Annotated in this window: 14 protein-coding genes; 12 read left to right on the top strand and 2 right to left on the bottom strand. The window is 44.8% G+C overall.

Annotated features, from left to right (window positions below; all coding sequences use genetic code 11):
• Positions 1–31 precede the first annotated feature (31 nt).
• The 12 genes from CS948_RS06120 (at position 32) to CS948_RS06175 (ending at position 14293) form a co-directional block, all read left to right on the top strand.
• Positions 32–367 carry a MerR family transcriptional regulator gene (locus tag CS948_RS06120; RefSeq protein WP_218014302.1) on the top strand — a complete coding sequence of 112 codons (336 nt, stop codon included), beginning with the start codon at positions 32–34 and terminating at the stop codon, positions 365–367.
• Positions 368–433: 66 nt separating this feature from the next.
• Positions 434–1219 carry a Nif3-like dinuclear metal center hexameric protein gene (locus CS948_RS06125; RefSeq protein WP_099290847.1) on the top strand — a complete coding sequence of 262 codons (786 nt, stop codon included), beginning with the start codon at positions 434–436 and terminating at the stop codon, positions 1217–1219.
• Between the two features lie 3 nt (positions 1220–1222).
• Positions 1223–2065: a zinc ribbon domain-containing protein gene (locus tag CS948_RS06130; RefSeq protein WP_099290848.1), complete on the top strand. Its 843-nt coding sequence runs from the start codon at positions 1223–1225 to the stop codon at positions 2063–2065.
• A 149-nt stretch (positions 2066–2214) separates the two neighbouring features.
• Positions 2215–4836: a valine--tRNA ligase gene (locus CS948_RS06135; protein WP_099290849.1), complete on the top strand. Its 2622-nt coding sequence runs from the start codon at positions 2215–2217 to the stop codon at positions 4834–4836.
• 363 nt (positions 4837–5199) lie between these two features.
• Positions 5200–6006: a M48 family metallopeptidase gene (locus CS948_RS06140; protein ID WP_099290850.1), complete on the top strand. Its 807-nt coding sequence runs from the start codon at positions 5200–5202 to the stop codon at positions 6004–6006.
• Between the two features lie 285 nt (positions 6007–6291).
• Positions 6292–7761, top strand: coding sequence for a cysteine--tRNA ligase (gene cysS / locus CS948_RS06145; protein ID WP_099290851.1), 1470 nt, complete (start codon positions 6292–6294; stop codon positions 7759–7761).
• Positions 7762–7777: 16 nt separating this feature from the next.
• Entirely contained in the window at positions 7778–8899 is a 1122-nt protein-coding gene (locus CS948_RS06150; RefSeq protein WP_255301886.1) for a glutaminyl-peptide cyclotransferase, read from the top strand.
• A 101-nt stretch (positions 8900–9000) separates the two neighbouring features.
• Positions 9001–9669, top strand: coding sequence for a uracil-DNA glycosylase (ung, locus tag CS948_RS06155; protein ID WP_099290853.1), 669 nt, complete (start codon positions 9001–9003; stop codon positions 9667–9669).
• Positions 9670–9871: 202 nt separating this feature from the next.
• Positions 9872–10867: a class II fructose-bisphosphate aldolase gene (locus CS948_RS06160; RefSeq protein WP_099290854.1), complete on the top strand. Its 996-nt coding sequence runs from the start codon at positions 9872–9874 to the stop codon at positions 10865–10867.
• An 82-nt stretch (positions 10868–10949) separates the two neighbouring features.
• The gene (gene typA / locus CS948_RS06165; RefSeq protein ID WP_099290855.1) at positions 10950–12758 is read left to right on the top strand and encodes a translational GTPase TypA; all 1809 of its coding nucleotides are present in this window, start codon (positions 10950–10952) and stop codon (positions 12756–12758) included.
• 128 nt (positions 12759–12886) lie between these two features.
• Positions 12887–13936, top strand: a complete 1050-nt coding sequence (locus CS948_RS06170) for a winged helix DNA-binding domain-containing protein (protein ID WP_099290856.1) — start codon at positions 12887–12889, stop codon at positions 13934–13936.
• A 78-nt stretch (positions 13937–14014) separates the two neighbouring features.
• Positions 14015–14293, top strand: coding sequence for a hypothetical protein (locus tag CS948_RS06175; protein WP_099290857.1), 279 nt, complete (start codon positions 14015–14017; stop codon positions 14291–14293).
• Here the strand turns inward: CS948_RS06175 and CS948_RS06180 are convergent.
• Together CS948_RS06180 and cobC are read right to left on the bottom strand one after the other, a co-directional pair.
• Entirely contained in the window at positions 14288–17092 is a 2805-nt protein-coding gene (locus tag CS948_RS06180; RefSeq protein ID WP_141560894.1) for a GAF domain-containing sensor histidine kinase, read from the bottom strand. The two genes, CS948_RS06175 and CS948_RS06180, sit on opposite strands and share 6 nt — an antisense overlap.
• On the bottom strand, positions 17089–17616 hold the full coding sequence (gene cobC, locus CS948_RS06185) for an alpha-ribazole phosphatase (RefSeq protein WP_099290858.1): 528 nt from the start codon (positions 17614–17616) through the stop codon (positions 17089–17091). The genes CS948_RS06180 and cobC overlap by 4 nt, the downstream gene beginning before the upstream one ends.
• Between the last annotated feature and the right edge of the window lie 2 nt (positions 17617–17618).

Here is a 17618-nt window from a genome sequence, read left to right on the forward strand (position 1 = left end):
ATTTTCAATTTCCAATTTTCAACTTTCAATTATTATGGTGGAAGAAGAAGCATTAAAACTGTATTACTCTATCGGAGAAGTAGCCGAGATGTTTGGGGTTAATACTTCCCTCATCCGGTTTTGGGAAAAAGAGTTTGATGTAATCAAACCCCACAAGACCAAAAAAGGGAACCGCCAGTTCACGAAAGCAGATATAGACAACTTTCATCTGATCTACCACCTCGTGAAGGAAAAAGGAATGACACTGAAAGGTGCGCAACAACAGTTGAAAAACCGCAAAGAAGAAACCGAGCTTCATTTCGAAGTCGTGAAACGGCTGAAAAACATAAAAGAAGAACTGTTATCTATCAAAAATCAACTGCCATAATAATTTTAGATTTATGATTTTAGATTTATGAATTTCACAAGCTAATATCATAAAAACAGCAAGACCATGTACATTAAAGAAATTATTGCGCTAATAGAAGAATATGCCCCCCTAAAATTCCAAGCGAGTTTTGATAACTCCGGGTTACTTTGTGGAGATCCCAAACGGGAATTAACTTCCGTGCTTTTATGCATTGACGTAACAGAGGAAGTCGTGAACGAGGCCATTACCCACGGTCACAACTTAATCATCTCGCACCACCCGCTTATCTTCAGCGGGTTGAAACACATTACACCTGCCACGTACGTGGAACGCTGCGTGATCTCCGCTATCAAACATGATATCACGATCTACGCCGCCCACACGAACATGGATGTCGTTGCCAATGGTGTCAGCGGGCGCATGGCGGATAAATTACACTTGCATAACAGGCAAATATTACAACCGGAAGGCGACCTCTCGGAAGGCAACGGCTTCGGCATTATCGGGGAACTTGAAACTCCGGTCGAAAGCATGGCATTTCTCCGACAAGTGAAAGCAACATTCCACTGTGACAGGCTACGCTACACGCGACCTCATACTCCCTCTATCCATAAAGTTGCTGTTTGTGGCGGAGCCGGAGCCTCTTTTTTCAACCGGGCTCTAGCGAATGCCGCGGATATCTATATCTCCGGTGATTTCAAATATCATGATTTCTTTCTCACGGAAAACCGGATTATGATAGCAGACATAGGACATTATGAAAGCGAACAATTCACAAAAGAGATATTTTATGAGATACTTACAAAAAAAATATCTACATTTGCGGTTCAGTTTTCAGAGATTAATACAAATCCGATTAAGTATTTATAATATATGGTGACGAATAACAATGAGAAAATGCAAGAGCTGACAGTTGAAGAAAAACTGCAGAACCTGTATGAATTACAACGAATTGACACCGAGATCGATAAAATCAAAACTCTTCGAGGAGAATTACCTTTGGAAGTTCAAGACCTTGAAGATGAGATCGCGGGGCTAGAAACACGTATCGAAAACTTGAAGGCTGAATTAAGCGAACTTGATAAAACGACTTCCACGAGGAAGCAAGAAATCAAGAAAGCAGAAGAAGCGATAAAAAAATATAGCGAGCAACTCGACAACGTACGTAACAACCGTGAATACGACGCGTTGAGCAAAGAAATCGAATTCCAAAAACTCGAAATCGAATTACAAGAAAAAAGAATCCGTGAAGCGACCAAAGCCAAAGCGGAAAAAGACGCGTTAATGGAAGAATCCAAAAAGCGTTACGAGGATAAGGTTTCCGACCTCGAAGCCAAGAAAAACGAGTTGAACGACATTATCAACGAAACACACAAGGACGAGGAATCCTTACAAATAAAATCCGAACAATTGGCTGCAACTATCGACGATCGTCTATTGACCGCTTATCGTCGTATTCGTTCCAACGCACGCAACGGTCTGGCTGTTGTAACCGTGGATCGTGACGCTTGCGGCGGATGTTTCAACAAAATTCCGCCACAAAGACAATTGGATATCCGTTCCCGGAAGAAAATTATCGTCTGTGAATACTGTGGTCGTATCCTCATCGATAAATACATCTGTGATTACGACGGCTCGCAACAAAAAGCAGACCTTGACGCTCTCCTTGATGCACAAAAGAAAAAAGGACGAAGAATTAGAAAATCAGAAGAATAAATAAAAGTCAAAGGTCCATAAGGTCCATAAAGTCCATAAGGTCAACAATTGACACGAGGGCATAAACCTATAAACATTGACTTTACGGACCAAAGGGGGCTTTTTGAAAAGCCCCTTTTTACGAATCTAAAATTTTAATTTAAAACAAAATGATTCCAACAAACTACGATCCGCGAAAAAGCGAAGAGAAATGGTATCAATACTGGATGGAACATCGTTTTTTCCATTCCGTTGTTGATAAAAAGAGAACTCCGTATTGTATTGTTATTCCCCCGCCTAACGTCACGGGAGTCCTGCACATGGGACATATGTTGAACAACACGATACAGGATGTACTCGTCAGACGGGCTCGCTTGCAAGGAAAGAACGCTTGTTGGGTTCCCGGAACAGACCATGCCTCTATCGCCACGGAAGCCAAAGTGGTTGCCAAATTGAAAAGCGAAGGCATAGAGAAACGGGACCTTACCCGGGAAGAATTTTTGAAACATGCTTGGGCATGGACAGAGAAACACGGGGGAATCATCCTTGAACAATTGAAACGCCTCGGTGCCTCTTGCGATTGGGACAGAACCTGCTTCACGATGGATGAAATCCGTTCGGAAAGCGTGATTCGCGTATTTGTAGACCTTTACAACAAAGGATTGATCTACCGGGGTATCCGAATGGTGAATTGGGACCCGTCAGCCAAAACAGCCGTGTCTGATGAAGAAGTAATCTACAAAGAGGAACACAGCAAACTGTATTACCTCCGCTACAAAATAGAAGGCTCGGACAACGAGTACATCACCATTGCCACCACCCGACCGGAAACCATTCTCGGGGATAGCGCCGTGTGCGTGAACCCGAATGACGAACGTTTCCGCCATCTGGCAGGTAAAAAATGTATCGTGCCGCTCGTGAATCGTGTCATCCCGATTATCCAAGACGAGTACGTGGATATGGAATTCGGTACCGGTGCGTTGAAAATCACACCCGCCCACGATATTAACGACTATGAAATCGGTTTCAAGCATCATCTTGAATCCATCGATATTTTCAACGACGACGGGACACTGAACGAGAACGCCCAACTTTTCGTGGGCAAAGATCGTTTTGTCGTGCGTCAGGAAATCATCCCGGCATTGGAACAAGCAGGTAATCTGGTAAAAATCGAGGACTACAATAATAAAGTAGGCTACTCCGAACGTACCAACGTGGTTATCGAGCCGAAGCTCTCCATGCAATGGTTCCTGAAAATGAAAGATTTGGCTCAACCGGCATTAAACGCCGTGATGAACGACGACATTCGTTTGACACCATCGAAATTCAAGAACACCTATCGTTACTGGATGGAGAACGTGAAAGACTGGTGCATCAGCCGTCAATTATGGTGGGGACACCAGATTCCGGTGTACTATCTGCCGGATAGCAACGATTACGTGGTAGCCAATACTAGAGAAGAAGCGGCAAAACTGGTAAGAGAAAAATTCGGGAAAGACATCCCCGCCGATCAATTGCGTCAAGATGAAGACTGTCTTGATACTTGGTTCTCCTCGTGGTTATGGCCGATCTCCGTTTTCAACGGCATATTGGAGCCGGACAACGAGGACATCAATTACTATTACCCGACCACGGATCTAGTTTCCGGACCGGATATTCTTTTCTTCTGGATGGCACGCATGATTATGGCAGGCTACGAGTACAGGCACGAGAAACCGTTCAAAAATCTTTACCTAACAGGTATCGTACGCGACAAATTACATCGCAAAATGTCCAAATCACTCGGTAATTCACCCGACCCTCTTGACCTCATCAATCAATACGGGGCAGACGGTGTACGGGTAGGTATGCTTTTATGCGCACCCGCCGGTGGTGATTTATTATTTGACGAGAGTCTGCCGGAGCAAGGACGCAATTTCACGACGAAAGTGTGGAACGCCTTCCGTCTGGTAAGCAACTGGAAAGTAGCGGACATCGAACAACCGCAACATTCCAAGCTGGCACTCGATTGGTTTGAACAATACCTTAACAAGTGTAAGGAAACATTGAACAACCAATTCGACCAATATCGCTTGTCGGAAGCTCTAATGACGGTATATACCGGATTTCGCGACGAGTTTTCATCTTGGTTGTTGGAAATCATCAAACCGGGATTCGAACAACCCATTGACCGGACAACTTACGAGAAGACTATTTATCTCTTCGAAGAGATGTTGCAATTACTCCATCCCTTCATGCCGTTTATCACGGAAGAAATATGGCAAAACTTACGGGAACGCAAAGAAGGCGAGAGCATCATGATTTCCGTGCAACCTCAACCCGGCAGCTATGATGAAAACTTCCTGAGCGAATTTGAAAACACCAAAGAAGTTATCGCAGGTATCCGTACCATCCGCAAACAAAATAACGTTGCTTTCAAAGATGCCATCTCGTTAAGAGTAAAAAGCAACGACCGCTACCCGCTACGCTTCGAAAGCGTAATCATTAAAATGGGTAACATCAGCGACGTTGAAATGGTGGACGAAACCGTCAAAGGCGCATGGAGTTTTATCAGCAACACCGTTGAATACTTCATCCCCGCCGTGGGCGAAGTAGACACGGAAGAAAAAAGAGCCAAACTGGAAGCCGATCTGGCTTACGCCCAAGGGTTCCTCGCTTCCGTCATGAAGAAACTGAATAACGAAAAATTCATGAGCGGAGCCCCCGCACAAGTCATCGAAAACGAACGCAAAAAACAAGCTGACGCCGAAGCCAAAATCAAAGCTATCGAGCAACAGTTAGCTGAACTGTAAAAATCCGAAAAAAAGTCCCGGGAATCATATTCGCATTTCCGGGACTTTTTTTTACATCAAACAGAATAATCGCCCAATTCAAGAAAAATATAAACAGAAATCAAACACCCGCACATATATTCCAATTCCATCACTATGCAACAACATTACTCCCCTCCGGTCCTATATAAAACACGGTCGGGAGTTGATCTGGCGTTGTTGCCCGTTCTCACCCTCATCACATCCCATTTTCATCTAAACTTCTCCGGATACGCTCCACTCGCTCCCTCCTTACATCAAATTCCGCAAACTGAAGATTATTTCTTATATTTGCACAAGAACCACAAATCTATTCGTCAGTGAATTTATTAAAGATGATAAAACATGAAAACATTAATTTCACGTATCGCATTACCGGTAATAATATTGCTACTTTTCGCGCAATGCGCCACCGTACCTATCACGGGACGTCGTCAGCTTATCCTTTTCCCCGAAAACGAAATGGTATCCATGAGCCTGACCTCATACAGTAGCTTTTTAAAGGAAAACAAACTATCCACTGACGCGGTAAACAAAAAACGCATCAAAGACGTGGGGGCACGAATCTCGAAAGCGGTAGAACAATATCTTGCCGCTAACGGCATGCAGGATCAGATCGCCAACTTTCAATGGGAATTTAACCTTGTTGCCAGCAACGAACCGAACGCATGGTGCATGCCGGGCGGGAAAGTCGTGTTTTACGAGGGCATCCTTCCCTATTGCAAGACAGACGCGGGGATAGCGGTCGTCATGGGACACGAGATCGCTCACGCCGTGGCACATCACAGCAACGAGCGAATGAGCCAGCAAACCTTGCTACAATACGGTCAAGCTGCCGCAACGGAAATTCTCGGGCACGACCAATCCGATACACGCAAAGCATTGCTCGCCGCGGCAATCGGCATGGGCACGAATTTAGGCGTCACTCTGCCCTTCTCCCGGAAACACGAGTATGAAGCCGATCGCTTGGGCTTGATCTTCATGACCATGGCAGGCTACGATCCTAACGAGGCTGTGGCATTCTGGAGTAGAATGGCAAGCTCGGGAAGTGCCAAACAACCCGAATTTCTCTCTACCCATCCCGCTGACCAGAACCGTATCGCAAAATTGAAGGCCACGATCCCCGAGGCATTGAAATATAAACCTCAATAACCCCCGGGCTACCCGAAGGCTACCCCTTCCTGCCCCCATGGACGTAGCATGAACGTAGCACGAACGTAGCATCATCGACGAGAAGCGAATATGCTGGCAAGTTGCTACATTTATGTTGTCATCATAAGAGCGGGAAGAGGTAGGCAATCCATCAGGAACATAGGAAGGAAGACAGGAAATCGGGCAATAATTCACGATTTTCTTCATTTTCAATTTTCAATTTTCAATTTTCAATTATAAAATTCATACTTTTGTTGAATCATATCAATATAGTACTTTAGAATTATGGAAAACAAGTTGACGATATACAACACGCTAAGTCGAAAGAAAGAGTTGTTTGAACCGTTGAACCCCCCGTTCGTGGGGTTATATGTCTGCGGGCCTACCGTATACGGGGACGCACATTTAGGACACGCCCGCCCCGGCATCACGTTCGACTTGTTGTTTCGTTATCTCAAATATTTAGGTTATCGGGTGAGATACGTCCGCAATATCACGGACGTGGGACACCTCGTGAATGACGAGGATGACGGAGAAGACAAGATCGCGAAGAAAGCAAAGCTGGAACAGTTGGAACCCATGGAAGTCGTGCAATTGTACACGAACCGTTATCACAAGAACATGGAACAACTGAACACGCTCCCTCCCAGTATAGAACCTCACGCGTCGGGACATATCATCGAACAGCAGGAATTAATCAAAACCCTGATCGACAAAGGATATGCCTACGAGAGCGAAGGGAATATCTATTTCGACGTGGAGCGTTACAGTAAAAAATACCATTACGGGATTCTTTCCGGACGAAAAATAGACGAGTTGCTGGTAAATACAAGACAACTCAGCGGACAGGAAGAAAAACGGAACTCCGTGGATTTCGCCCTATGGAAAAAAGCGACTCCCGAACATATTATGCGCTGGCCTTCCCCGTGGGGAGTGGGCTTCCCGGGGTGGCATCTGGAATGTTCCTGCATGAGCCAGAAATACCTTGGCAACACGTTTGACATTCACGGGGGCGGTCTTGACCTGCAATTCCCTCATCACGAGTGCGAGATCGCGCAAAGCACTGCCGCGCAAGGACATCCTGCCGTGAGATACTGGATGCATAATAATATGGTAACGATCAACGGACAGAAAATGGGTAAATCACTCGGCAATTTCATTACCTTGGACCAACTCTTTGCCGGAGATAATGCCGTTTTGGAACAAGCCTACTCGCCCATGACCGTGCGTTTCTTTATCCTTCAAGCTCACTACCGTAGTCCGCTTGACTTCTCGAACGAAGCACTGAAAGCAGCAGAAAAAGGATACGAACGCCTGATGTCCGCCATCGTGCAATTGCATAAATTGAAAGCATCAAACGAGAATACCGTGGATGTAAAAACATTACGGGACAATTGTTTCAATGCCATGAACGACGACTTGAACACGCCCATTCTGATCGCACACTTGTTCGACGGGGTACGCGTGATTAACTCTATCGCCGCCGGAAGTGAAAAAATAGATGCTGAAAACCTGCAAATCTTAACGGAATTATTTGACAGCTTCGTGTTCGACATCCTCGGGTTGAAGGGTGAAACGGATTCCAGCGCCAGCAATCAAGCCCTTGGTAAGGTAATCGACGCCATGATGAATGTCAGAAAGGCGGCACGGGCAAACAAAGATTGGGCAACTTCGGATAAAATCAGGGACGAATTGAAGAATGCCGGGATTCAGATCAAGGACACGAAGGACGGTTACGAATGGGAACTAGAATAATTCAACGATGCATATTATGACTTCTTGCTACTATTACATATTATTATCCATTCTTCTGGTTGCTGCCTGTCAGGGGACAAATAAAGCCAAAAACACCGGGGACACGGCTGTTTCTTCCACCACGGAAGAAGCACGCGGCACGGGTCCGAAATACGTGAAAAGCGTACAATTTGTCTATCCCATGAAAGGTGATACCTGTCAATTTAACCAAGAGTTGAAAATAGTGTACGCCAATAACAAACGCTACAAGATCGACTCGGCACACCTTTTTTTTAACCAGAAAAAGATTGCCACGCTTGACAGTACCACGAAAGAATACATATTCAAGCTCCCGAAAGAAAAGTGCGGTACGAACACGCTGAAAATTATCGCCTTCCACCCGGATAGCAAGCAAGGAGTCGCCACCCAGTCATTTATCGTGAAACCGGATAAAGCACCGAAAAGACTGAATTACAAATTAGTCAAGACATACAACCACGCGACAGACGCCTCCACCCAAGGTTTGGTCTACATCGACGGAATCATGTACGAGGGAACCGGGATAAAAGGTCAGTCCACGCTACGCAAGATTGATTTGGAAAGCAACAAAACGTTAGCATCCCTGAGCTTGGATGCCCGTTATTTCGGGGAAGGAATCACCGTGTACAAGGATAAAATTTATCAACTCACGTGGACATCCAAAAAAGCGTTCGTGTACGATTTGGCAACCTTCACGTTATTGACCACCTTCGACTATTCCATGCAGGAAGGTTGGGGACTTACCACCATGGGTGACAAACTCGTCATGAGCGACGGGACACACCGATTGTATCACCTAGACCCGGAACTGTTCACCGTGATAAAAACAGTAGAGGTATACGATAGCAAAGGTCCGGTCACCAACCTGAATGAATTGGAATATATCAACGGTTATATCTGGGCAAACGAATGGCTCACGGATCGCATCGTGATTATCGACCCGGAAACAGGGGAAGTAACAGAAGAACTATTGTTACCGAATATGCTGACTCCCGCGGAGAAAGCCAAGTTAGACGAAAACGACGACGTGTTGAACGGTATCGCTTACAATGAAAAGAAGGGCACGATTTACGTTACCGGAAAACACTGGCCGAAATTATTTGAGATAAAAACTTACTAATTTACGATTTATGATTTCAGATTTACGATTGTATGAAAAGCGTTCGCCTCATGCGATAGAAATCTAAAATCTTAAATCATTAAATCTAAAATTGAATTGTTATGGTTGACGTGAAAATCGAGCCCTCTTGGAAGGAATTATTAAAAGATGAATTTGAAAAGCCTTATTTTTCAGAATTGATTCGATTCGTGAAACAAGAATATAGCACCACGAAAATATACCCTCCCGGCAAACTCATTTTTAACGCTTTCGACCACTGTCCTGCCGACCGGACAAAGGTTGTCATTCTAGGACAAGATCCTTATCATGGGCCCGGACAGGCACACGGGCTTTGTTTTTCCGTACCCGAGGGAATCGAGCAACCACCCTCTTTGCAAAATATCTTCAAAGAGATACAAAACGACTTGGGTACCCCTATTCCTACCTCGGGAAATCTGGAACGCTGGGCAGAACAAGGAGTACTCCTGCTCAACGCCACGTTGACCGTGAGGGCACATCAAGCCGGCTCGCACCAGAACAAAGGTTGGGAAACATTCACGGACGCCGTTATCAGAGTCATCGCGGAGCGCAAAGACAATCTGGTGTTTTTCCTCTGGGGCTCATACGCGCAACGTAAAGGTGCTTTCATCGACACGAACCGTCATCTGGTATTAAAATCCGTCCACCCTTCCCCCTTATCGGCAAACCGGGGCGGTTGGTTCGGCAACCACCAATTCAGCCGGGCGAATGATTATTTGAAGTCACACGGGCTGCAAGAAATAGAGTGGTAAACCACTCTATTTTTTTGTCCGTGTGACTTCAACCTACGACTCTGCAACTTGTAACTTGCAGAGCCGTAGGCTCAACCCGCAACTTGAAAATTCAAAGAATTTTCAATCTCCGCAAACGTTTGAAATTTTTCTCTCATTTCCTTGTGAAAGTCTGTTTTTAATATATAACTTTGATGCACGAAATATAAACAACATATCAGCTATGGTTAATTACAAAGACTTAGGACTGGTTAATTCCAGAGAAATGTTCAAGAAAGCAATGGAAGGCAAATACGCTATCCCGGCTTTCAATTTCAATAACATGGAGCAAATGCAGGCTATCATCGGTGCTTGCGTGGAAACGAAATCACCTGTTATCTTACAAGTATCAAGCGGTGCGCGTAAATACGCCAATCAAACGCTTCTACGCTACATGGCACAAGGAGCGGTAGAATACGCTAAAGAATTAGGATGTAATATCCCCATCTGTCTTCACCTTGACCATGGCGATACATACGAATTGTGCGTTTCCTGTATCGAGATGGGTTTCTCGTCCGTGATGATTGACGGTTCAGCCCTCCCGTATGAAGAAAACGTGGCACTCACCAAAAAAGTAGTAGAGTACGCTCATAAATATGACGTTACCGTGGAAGGAGAGCTCGGGGTATTGGCAGGAATCGAGGACGACGTGGTTGCCGCCGCAAGCGTGTACACCAGCCCGGACTTAGTGGAAGATTTCGTGAAGAAAACGGGTGTTGACTCGTTAGCTATTTCCATCGGTACCTCTCACGGGGCGAACAAATTCAAACCGGAACAATGTACCCGCAACGCTGACGGTATATTAGTACCCCCTCCATTACGTTTTGACATACTGGAAGAAATCGAAAGAAGAATCCCCGGATTCCCCATCGTTCTTCACGGTTCATCATCCGTTCCGCAAGATCAAGTTGCCAAGATCAACAAATACGGCGGTGCGTTGAAAGACGCGGTAGGTATCCCGGAAGAACAATTACGTAAAGCAGCCACTTCCGCTGTCTGCAAAATCAATATCGACTCGGATGGTCGTCTTGCCATGACCGCAGCCGTTCGCGAAGTGTTCGCCAACAAACCGGCAGAGTTCGATCCCCGCAAATATTTGGGACCGGCAAGAGATGCTTTAAAAGAATTATACAAGCACAAAACCATTAACGTTTTGGGAAGTGCCAACAGGGTAGAATAAAAAAAGGGGCTCAATGAGCCCCTTTTCTATGAAAAAAACACTACCTTTGCGCCCTATTTGGATTTAATACCATAGGAGCAAAATGCAGAAAATTAGAAACATCGCGATTATCGCACACGTTGACCACGGAAAAACAACTTTGGTTGACAAGATGATCTTTCAAGGAAACCTTTTCAGAGAAAAAGAAAACACGGGAGATTTAATCCTTGACAACAATGACTTAGAAAGAGAGAGAGGAATTACCATTCTGGCAAAGAACGTTTCAGTTCATTACAAAGATTACAAGATAAATATTATTGATACCCCCGGACATGCTGACTTTGGTGGAGAAGTGGAGCGGGTATTAAATATGGCTGACGGAGTTTTATTGTTAGTTGATGCTTTCGAGGGAACGATGCCGCAAACACGCTTCGTACTTCAAAAAGCTCTCGCATTAGGTAAAAAACCGATTGTAGTTGTAAACAAAGTTGACAAAACAAATTGCCGCCCGGACTTCGTGTACGAGCAAGTGTTCGACTTGATGTTCTCGTTGGATGCCACCGAAGAACAATTGGATTTCACGGTTGTTTACGGTAGCGCGAAACAAGGTTGGATGTCCACGGATTGGCGCAAACCGACAACAGACATTACTTCATTGCTGGACGCTATCATCAAAGATATTCCCGCCCCGAAAGTACAGGAAGGGACACCCCAAATGTTAATCACTTCTTTGGAGTATTCTTCATACGTGGGACGGATTGCCATCGGTAAATTAACCCGGGGCACGTTGAAATCCGGTATGCCCGTCACACTTTGCAAAAGAGACGGCGTCACCAAAATAAAAACCCGTATTAAAGATCTGATGACCTTCGAAGGGATGGGCAAACAAAAAGTAGAAGAAGTTGAATGTGGAGAAATTTGCGCACTCGTGGGAATCGAAGGCTTTGAAATCGGGGACACCATCGCGGACTTCGAGAACCCGGAAGCTCTTGCTCCCATCGCCATTGACGAACCGACCATGAGTATGTTGTTCACAATCAACGACTCGCCATTCTTCGGACGGGACGGAAAATTCGTGACTTCCCGCCATATCAAAGATCGTTTAGACCGGGAATTGGAAAAAAACCTTGCTTTACGGATTGAGCCGGGGCAATCAGCCGATTCATTTATTGTATTCGGGCGAGGCGTTCTTCATTTGAGCGTATTGATCGAAACCATGCGTCGCGAAGGTTATGAATTACAAGTCGGACAACCGAAAGTAATCATCAAAGAAATCAACGGCGTGAAATGTGAACCCGTGGAAGAATTAACCATCGACCTCCCGGAAGAGGTTTCCGGCAAGGCCATCGAGATGGTCAACCGCCGCAAAGGAACTATGACAAACATGGAGCACCGTGACGAACGGGTACACCTGACTTTTGATATCCCTTCCAGAGGCATCATCGGTTTAAGAAGCAACTTGCTGACCGCTACCGCGGGAGAAGCTGTCATGGCACATCGTCTGAAAGGTTTCGAGCCCTACGCCGGAGATATCGAGATGCGCATCAACGGGTCGCTGATTGCCATGGAAACAGGAGATTCGTTTGCCTATGCGATCAACAAATTGCAGGATAGAGGTAAATTCTTCATTACCCCGGGCGACGAAGTATATGCCGGACAAGTAATCGGCGAAAGTTCACGTCAAGACGATATTGTTATCAACGTCTGCAAATCCAAGAAATTAACGAATATGCGTGCCAGCGGTTCGGACGAGAAAACGAACATCGCTCCCCCGGTATTATTCAGCTTGGAAGAAGCACTGGAATATATCAAAGAAGACGAATACGTGGAAGTCACCCCTAAAGCTATGCGTCTTCGCAAGATTTACTTGGACGAAAACGAACGTAAAAGAAGAAGTAAAACGATAGAATAAGTTCATAAGGTTCATAAGGTTTATAAAGTTTATAAAGTATATAAGTTTTTTCAGTAAGATGCTTGTGGCGGTAAAGACTTTATGAACTTTATGAACTTTATAAACCTTATAACTTAACAAACCCACATATGTTGACAAACATCCGTCTGCAATGCCAACAATTGACAAATTCACGATTCGAAACACCGAAAGAACTCGTGACATGGATGGGTGCGATACAAGCACAAAACTACCCGATGGTAAAATGGGCTATCGGAATAAGACTAAAATCAGGTTCTTTATCTGCCGTTGAAGAGGCTCTACAAAAAGGAGAAATCATCCGCACCCATGTCATGCGTCCCACGTGGCACATTGTCGCAGCAGAAGATTTACGCTGGATGCTGAAACTATGCAAACAACGTAATATAGCAGCATTCAAATCATGGTGTAGCCAAATAAATATCGGCGAGAAAGAATACCAAAAATGTAAACAGGACATAGAGAAAATTCTTGAAGGTAAGAGTCTAACCAAGGAAGAACTGGAGAAAACTCTTGTGCAAATGAGCCATAGCGGAGATCCTATATTCTTGAAATATTGTTTAAACCGCTCAGAATCGGAAGGCATCATTTGCAGCGGCGTTGATAAGAAACAAAAACCGACTTACGCTCTCTTGGAAGAACGCATTCCCCCTGTAAAAGAACTAAACAAAGAAGAATCTTTGGCTAAATTAGCTACTTATTATTTCAGAAGCCATTCTCCTGCCAGCCTAGAAGATTTCACTTGGTGGTCCGGTTTGCTCATCTCGGAAGCCAAACAAGCGATAGAAACCATCAAATCGGAGTTGCACGTGGAAAAATACGACTCTTTCGAGTTATACGTGCATGAATCCTGCTCTAACGCACTTTCCCCGCGAACACAACTTCATCTCTTGCCTTCCTATGACGAATACCTTATCAGCTATAAGGAGCGAGGCACGGTAATAGACCCCGTTCACCACCCGAAAGCATTCTCTAACAATGGCATATTCTATCCCGTCATCTTGTATAACGGCAGAATTGTCGGGAATTGGAAAAAGATTGCTCAAAAAAGTCAGATAAAAATAGAAACCACTTTCTTTGAACGTCAACCGAAAATCGAAAAAGCATTGCTTGAGGATGCAATTGAAAGATACCGAGAATTCTACAACACACGGGAATAAGTGAATTTCACGTGATTGATATCTAAAATTAATTTCATACCTTTACAGAAATATAATTACGCACTAAACCACAAGGTCATGAAAACAGAAAAGGAATCTTCCGATAATGACATCATTGCTTCCACGGAAAAGAAGCTGCGGAATGTACGCACGTGTCTGTATATATTGATCTTGGCCGCAATCGCTAAATTTGCCATGACGGACTTCTACGAGTCCAGTTTCCGCACGTGGCTCAACGTTGCGATACTATTTCTAATCGTCTTCCTTGTACTTGCCGTCGAGAAAGGATTGCGCAAAAAACTCCGTGCAGAAAAAAAGAAAGCAAAGAATAGCGCATACGAACACTCCTCTCTATAATCTCGGCACGGTAAACCAGAACGTGGAACCTAGTCCCTCTTCCGATTTTACACCAATCTGTCCTTTCCATTTCTCCACGATAGTGGAACATATTGAAAGTCCCAGTCCCGTACCTTGTTTGAAAGAATCCAATTTCACGAAACGCTGAAAGATAGACTCCTGTTTCTCCCGCGGTATTCCGGTACCTGTATCCTCGACAAAGAAATACACGTCATTCTCCCGGACTTCATACCCGAAATAAATATGTCCTTTCGCGGTAAATTTCAAGGCATTATTCAAATAATTACATATCACTTGACTCAACCGGTTTTTATCTACAAACAAAAACTGCAATCCGGTATGTTTACTCACAAACTCAACATTCACATTTTCCCTGACTTTCATCTTGTATAAAGCCTCGATGCCCGACAAAAGTAACTCCAAATCCACTTTCTCCGGGACAAAATCCAACACTCCGGCTTCAATTTTCGACAGATCGAGAATATCGTTTATCAACTGCAACAATAAATCCGTGTTCGTCCGTATCAACTTGATATACTCGTCCCTCTCCTCTTTTTCCACCTCCTCGTCCGTGGTAAGCAACTCGGAAAAACCGACGATAGCATTCAAGGGAGTCCGTATCTCGTGCGACATATTGGCAATAAAAGCAGATTTCAAACGGTCGGACTCTTCGGCCTTCGCCCTCGCCTCCACCAGTACCGTGTTATCAATCCAAACCATCATATACCCGAGAGTATTATCAACCTCATCTTTCAGTTCTTTCACGTGAACCGTGAAATAACAGGAAGAAACCCGACGGGAATAAATCCCGTACGCCTCTTTCCATGCCTTGGGAGAGAACACGTAATCCATTACCAATTGTCCCGTTCCGTCCAGCACTTTCCAACGCTCATCGGAAAGGAAACGAAGAGAATAGAGAGATAGTCCCAACAAATCTTTTTTGTTCATGATTCCCGTCGCCTCGAGGAAACACTCGTTCACTTCCTGCAAAACCCCTTTAGTGTCAAAAAGGCATATCGCCAAGGAGGTATTGCGATAAAGATAACCGAAACGCAATTCACTCTCTTTTTGAAGTATTTCCGAACGATAATGGGACATGCCGATACACAAAACATGCGACAACGTGCTGAGATACAATTTATCCTGTTCCGTCCACACCTTCTTTTCCCGCACGAAATCGACCCCCACGAATCCCCATGTACGATTATTCGAATGCAAAGGAGCCACGAGAATAGACTGAATACCCTGATTCGCCAATATCTGCCATTCCTCCTCCGGTATGCTTCCGCGGGTAGCCTCTAAATCATCCACGGCAAGCAACTCATTCTGCCATACCATGGAATAAAAATTTCCCGAGTTTGCCAAAAGTATATGTTGCAAGTATTCTTTTTGAGGTTCAATACCTTCCGCCACAATCTCGTACGTGTTGTCACAATATTGCCCGGAACGGTCCAGTTCGAATATATACGCCCGGTCGGCATTATATTCCTCCAACATCCGCAACAACATTTGATTCACCGCTTCCGCTTCGGTTTTCTCCTGTAAAAAAGTTTCCAGTGTCTCTGAAACATGAAGCTGGTTCTCCAAAGAACTCTTCAAACTCTCGCTTAACTTCTGTTGCCACTTCAAATAGTTCTTTGTCCGGTAAAAATAGAAACCGATCATTACCACCAAGACAAAAACCAACGAACCGATCAACGCATTTAGCAGTACTCTCCTGTTCTCTTCCCAGAAAGAAAGAGGAACGTTGAAATAAGTCACCGGTTCTCCCACGACTGCCGGGTCCAAGTTATACTTCACGACCAAACTCTTGTTCAGATGCGCCCCGAAATCATCACTGGCATTGTGTAACGGTATATCTTCCGGTTCAACCCCATGCAACAGTTCGACAGCAATTCCGGCTAACCGTTGCCCGTAATTCATGGACGAATAATAATAACCACCTATAAAATCGTCGCCTTTCCCGCCCCAATCGGAAAGAGAAAACACAGGCTGCCCCACCAGCGAGAGAATGTTGTCGTTCATTCTCTCGAAATCATTCGTCTGTCCGGTAACATCCTGCAACCATGACGCGTACACGATACCCGTGTGTTCCGGTAATTGCCGTAAACGCCGCAACAAAGAATCCGTCGTGAGGAAACGACCGTCCAACGGTATATAATTCAATTCCGGATGCTCTCCCGAAATAAACTTCTGGGCAAGTAAAGAGGCAAATATCCCGTAAAAACAATTATCCCCGATAAGGGCAACATTCTTCGTATCCGGGAACAATCGTTTCATCATATGTATCGTCCTATTCACCCCCATGCGCTCCGTCAATCCTGTTGCGTTATACCGCTTGCACAAATCGGCCGTTGCCACGAAATCATTCGCGGACAAATGTTGTTTGTCACAATAACGGTCAAAATCCATTCCCCAATCCTTGACCCCGCCAAGCAGTACTTTTACATCCCCCCATTCCCCGGAATAGGCTTTCCGGTAAGCCATCCAAGCCCCGTCGGCTATCAGTACGACAATTTTAGGAGGACGGGAAGTATGATTCCGAATAATCATCCTCATCCTCTCCAACCATATTTCAGAGGAAGAAAACCTGTCGCAATTCAGATACTCGCTATACACTTTAACCCTTCTTTCCACTCTTCCCACCTCGTCACGAAAAGTATTCTCTATCATCTTCGGCCAAGGATAGCGACTACTATACGAACTAATCAATAGAATATATTCATCCTCTTTTTCTTTCTGTTCACCAAAAAGATTCACCGTGAATAACAGGCATAAAACAATAACAATATTTCTCATATTGTTATCCTGATTTGAGAACCGTAATCCACATCGTCCGTGAAAGCTTGATTAAAATTGTACTTCCCGGCATAAATCAATGCCGCCCGGATTGTTCCCCCGTGAGTGAACACGCAGACATTCCGACTTTTCGTTTCTTTCAAATCATCCATGAAACTTGAAACCCGGTTGTATTGTTGTAAAAAACTTTCAGCCCCTCCCGCCGGCATACTTAACCAATCGTCATACCACTCCTGCAACCGGGGATCCTGAATCTCGTCCCAACGCTGTCCTTCCCAACTCCCGAAATTCAATTCTTTCAACCGCTCGTCCAACAGCATATTCTCGTACCCGCAATAAAGAGCCAGTTTACGACACCTTTGCAAAGGACTCGAATAAATAGCGTCAAACTCATGCTTTAATAATGCCAGCCGTACACGCTCCGCCTCTTCTTCAAACGAAGAAGCCACATCCACATCCGTATTCCCGTAACACATGCCCGGCACGACATTCACTTTCGTATGTCTTACCAAAATTACTTCCATAA

This window comes from Butyricimonas sp. Marseille-P3923 (assembly GCF_900184685.1).
GTDB classification, from domain to species: Bacteria; Bacteroidota; Bacteroidia; order Bacteroidales; family Marinifilaceae; genus Butyricimonas; species Butyricimonas muris.